Below are 4,248 nucleotides of genomic sequence, written 5' to 3'. Positions count from 1 at the left end.
ATCTGGGCCGTCAACTGGCCGATGGGGCCGGGGCCGGCGACCATGACGCGGTCGCCGGGGCTCACCCGGGAGTTCTGGATGACCGCCCGAGCGCCGATGCTCGTCGGTTCGACGAGCGCGGCGTGTTTCGGATCCATGTCCTCGGGAACGGGGTTGAGCGCCGTCTCCGGGACGGCGACGTATCCCTCGTACGCGCCGTCGTGGTCGACGCCGGTGATCACGGCGTTCTGACAGACGTTCTCCTGGCCCATCTCGCACTGGTAGCAGTCGCCGCAGCCCCGAATGGGTCGCTCGACGACCCGATCGCCGACCGAGAACTTCGATACGTCGTCGCCGGCTTCGACGATGCGGCCGGTGTACTCGTGGCCGATGACGGTCGGCAACTCCATCCGTTCGAAGGCCGATTCGAACTCGTAGATGCCCGCGTCGCTCCCGCAGAGGCCCGCGTAGTCGATTTCGATCAGCGCCTCATCCGGACCGGGTTCGGGCCGCTCGAGGTCGACGAGTTCCATGGCTCCCTGACTCCGACTGGTTTTTGCTAATCCGCGCATGCCTTCGGGTCGTTCGCGGGCAGTTATAATTCTGTGGGATTTCCCGATTCGGTGTGCCACAGGACGGTAAACGTAATAGGGACGGACAGTTACAGTCACCGTATGGTCGACTACGAACACAGTCCAGTGACCGTCGACGGCAAGCGCGCGATCGTCGTCGGCGGGACCAGCGGTATCGGACAGGCGATCGCCCTCGGCTTCGCGGCGGAGGGTGCCGACGTCATCGCGACGAGTCGCGACGAGTCGAAGGTCGCGGAGACGGCGGCGGCGATCGAGGGTCGAGGCGTCGAGACGGCGAGGGTTACGTGCGACGTGACCGACCCCGAGTCGCTCGAGCGCGTCCGCGAGACGGCCGTCGACGAGTTCGGCGGTATCGATATCGTCGTCGCATCGCAGGGAGCGATCTCGCGGGCGACGGTGCAGGACATCTCCGACGAGGAGTGGGATTTCGTCACCGATGTCGCGCTCGACGGCGTCCGTCGCGTCACGCAGACGTTCGCCCCGGCGATGGCGGAGGGCGGGTCGATCGTCAACATCTCCTCGCTGTCGGCTCGGCTCTCGATGGCGAATCTGCCTGCCTACACCGCGGCCAAAGGTGGCGTCGAAGCGTTCACGCGTGCGTCCGCGAAGGAACTCGCCCCCGACGTCCGGGTCAACGCGATCGCGCCCGGATTCGTCATCACTCCGCAGAACGCCGAGACCTACGCCGACGGGACGGAGAAACGAGCGCGCATCGACGAACGCACCCCGCTCGGCCGAGTCGCCGAGCGCGATGAGATCGTCGGTGCGGCGATCTACCTCGGCAGCGACGCCGCCTCGTTCGTCACCGGCGAGATCGTCACGGTCGACGGCGGCTTCGCAGACAGCGCGTTCTGATCGGACCACCGTTTTTGTAGCCGCCGCGCCGACGTTCGACTCGACCCCATGCGAGAGATAGCGACACAGACGTTGGCCCCCGGAATCCACCGGATCGAGACCGTCATCGACGACAAGCTGCATGGCTACCGTTCTCGAGGGCGCTGACGGACCGATCGTCGTCGACCCCGGCGTCGTCGACCGTCGCGGCAGCTACGGACTCGACATCGACCTCGCGTATCCGCTGTCCGGTCACTTCGCGGCCCGCGTCGACCGAGGGACGCTCGAACGGTCGACGGCGGACGGCGTCGTCGCGTGGCGTCAGGCGTGAGACGTTTGTTCGGTATTGATGAACGACAATTCGTGTGTCCGGGTAGCGAGACCCGTGACGAAACAATCAGGAGTACGTCAGGTTCAGCTCGATCACGTTCGCGGCGCTCTCGAGGAGTTCGGGGAGTTCGGTCTCGAACCGGTCGCCTTTCATGCGACTCTTCGGTCCGGCGACGCTGAGTGCGCCGATCGGGCGGTCGTCGCGGTCCAGAATCGGGACGGCCACGCAGCAGAGCCCGTCGATTCGTTCCTCGCGATCGAACGCCACGCCGCGGTCCCGGATCGTCTCCAGTTCGGCCTTGAGCTCGTCTCGGTCGGTGATCGAGTGCGCGGTGTCGGCTGACATCCCGTGCTCGTCAAGGATTTCGTCGACGCGCTCCGCCGGGAGATGCGAGAAAATCGCCTTCCCCAGTCCCGTGTTGTGGAGCGCCACGCGGTGGCCGGTACTCGCCGCGACGTTGACGGCCTGATCGCCGCGCACCCGACAGACGTAGACGCCCTGTCCGTGCTCTTCGACCAGCAGGTTGACGAGCTCTCCGGTCTCGTCCGCGATCGCCTCCATCTCTGGACGGGCCGTCTCGTAGAGGTCGTCGCGCTGGCGCACGTACCGGCCGAAATCGAGAAATCGGAGTCCGAGATAGTACGTTCCGTCCTCTTTGACGACGTACTCCTCCTGTTCGAGCGTGCTGAGGTAGTTGTAGACGCTGCTTTTCGGTAGCTCGAGCTCGTTCGACAGTTCGGTGACCCCGGCACCGTCGAGTCGGCGTAACGTCTGGAGAATGTCGAACGTCGTGACGACCGATTTGACGGGATTGTTCGCTCGTTTGCCCATACACTGGCTAGATGGCGTTTAGTATAAATACTTGTGCGTTCAGCATTCACGAACGGCCATCGCAGTATGACGACCGCGCTTTCGGATGCAGCGATGCTGGAAGTGGTTGACCACCGCTGCTCCGGATTTGTGAGTCGGTTGCACCCCCGCTCGCGAACGGGACGGCAGTTCGGTATGAATGAACGCCGGCCCTCTGTGCGTTTTCCGGCGTCGTTACCGGTATATCGCTCCGACAGACGCAAATGAACGACCGCGTACGTCGATCCCCTGATCGACGACGGTGCCGTCCGAGATCGGTGCGGAAACTGGTCGTACACCTGGGTGAGCGTTTCGGTCGACCCCTCGCTACTCCTCGATTTTCGTTCGGTATTACATAACGCCCGATGAGTCCGCCGAAGCGAGAACGTGGCTGGACGAAAGACGACCACTAGCGGGGTCGTACCCGGTTGGGAACGCGGTTTCCAGTCGAACCGTCGATCGCCACCCGGTACCGACGACATTCTAATCACAAACATATGGTTGTAATGGAAAGCGGGTGACCTCAGTGACCGGCCAATCGACAGGGGCCCGACTACCTATATACTGTTATATGGACATTTCGTCGTAAGCATAAAAATACAGTTATGAAATCAGATTTGTGGTTTTCGGCCGCGAACATGCCGTCGAAATTTGCGTTTAGCGGTCGTTCTGGACCAATTGAAGGCCAATTATCTCGAAGGAACGTCTCCGGTAAATCGGTTCCTCGCGCCGCCGGAGCTATCGCTGAGTGACATTCGCTTTTCACTTAAACCGGCTTATTTCGGCTTGTACTCCCTATCGAGTGAACTTCCGCGATTGTCGCTGTATCAGTCGAATAATTATATTCCAGATTTCATATTCTATCGTATAATTATGTAATATAGGGGGCTCGGAACAGGACTTCAGGAGGCGGGAGCGGTCGCGATCGACTCCTCGAAGGGATTTGGCCGATTCGGAGGAACGATGTGCACCCGTACAGGTATCGTTTCAACTTCACTGTACATCCGCACCCCGTTGTCGAGATCTGTTCGATATCGATCGTTATCGTGGGGCTTCGGCCGGAGCTCCGGCCCGATCCACTCGGGCAACGAGAAACAACGTACAAGTAGTTTCTGACAACTCGACAGCGTACCGCCTATACTTTTATACTCACTGCCACTACCGTTGGAACATGCGAGCAGCCGTACTCGAAGAACATGGGGAACCGCTGGCGGTCAGAGACGTCGACTATCCGGAGCCGGGAGCCGATCAGGTAATCGTCGAGACCGAGGCGTGTGGGATCTGTCGGAGCGACTGGCACGCCTGGCAGGGCGACTGGAGCTGGATCGGCGCGGGTGTCCCGAAAGGTCAGATCCTCGGTCACGAGCCCGCCGGCGTCGTTTCGGCGGTCGGTTCGGACGTCGAAACGCTCGAGGAAGGCGACCGCGTCGCGGTGCCGTTCCACCTCGGTGACGGCACCTGTCCGCACTGCCGCGAGGGGCGGGCGAACAACTGCGAGACGGTGCTTCCGCTCGGTCTGTCGGAGTACTCTCAGGGCGCGTTCGCGGAGGCATTTCCCGTTCGGGAAGCTGACTTCAACTGCGTGAAACTCCCCGACGACGTCGGCTTCACGGAGATGGCGGGTCTCGGCTGCCGGTTCATGACGGCCTACCACGCACTGGC

The 4,248-nt window shown here is 62.0% G+C and carries 5 protein-coding genes; 3 read left to right on the top strand and 2 right to left on the bottom strand.

What is annotated here, in order from left to right:
• A partial coding sequence (locus tag PGX04_RS21155; RefSeq protein ID WP_273740317.1) for a zinc-dependent alcohol dehydrogenase occupies positions 1–551 on the bottom strand: 551 nt, incomplete at its 3' end.
• 102 nt (positions 552–653) lie between these two features.
• On the opposite strand from PGX04_RS21155, the gene PGX04_RS21150 reads away from it, so the two are divergent.
• Positions 654–1,427, top strand: coding sequence for an SDR family NAD(P)-dependent oxidoreductase (locus tag PGX04_RS21150; protein ID WP_273740316.1), 774 nt, complete (start codon positions 654–656; stop codon positions 1,425–1,427).
• Between the two features lie 121 nt (positions 1,428–1,548).
• Entirely contained in the window at positions 1,549–1,737 is a 189-nt protein-coding gene (locus tag PGX04_RS21145; protein WP_273740315.1) for a hypothetical protein, read from the top strand.
• Positions 1,738–1,803: 66 nt separating this feature from the next.
• On the opposite strand, the gene PGX04_RS21140 is transcribed toward PGX04_RS21145, so the two are convergent.
• A complete protein-coding gene (locus PGX04_RS21140) occupies positions 1,804–2,568 on the bottom strand; it encodes an IclR family transcriptional regulator (protein ID WP_273740314.1) in 765 nt (254 codons plus the stop codon).
• Positions 2,569–3,757: 1,189 nt separating this feature from the next.
• On the opposite strand from PGX04_RS21140, the gene PGX04_RS21135 reads away from it, so the two are divergent.
• Positions 3,758–4,248, top strand: a 491-nt coding sequence (locus PGX04_RS21135; RefSeq protein WP_273740313.1) for an alcohol dehydrogenase catalytic domain-containing protein, incomplete at its 3' end; no start/stop codon positions are given.

This window comes from Natrinema soli (assembly GCF_028618695.1).
The sequence above is the reverse complement of the archived record's forward strand: the minus strand, read 5'-3'. Positions and strand labels throughout refer to the sequence as shown.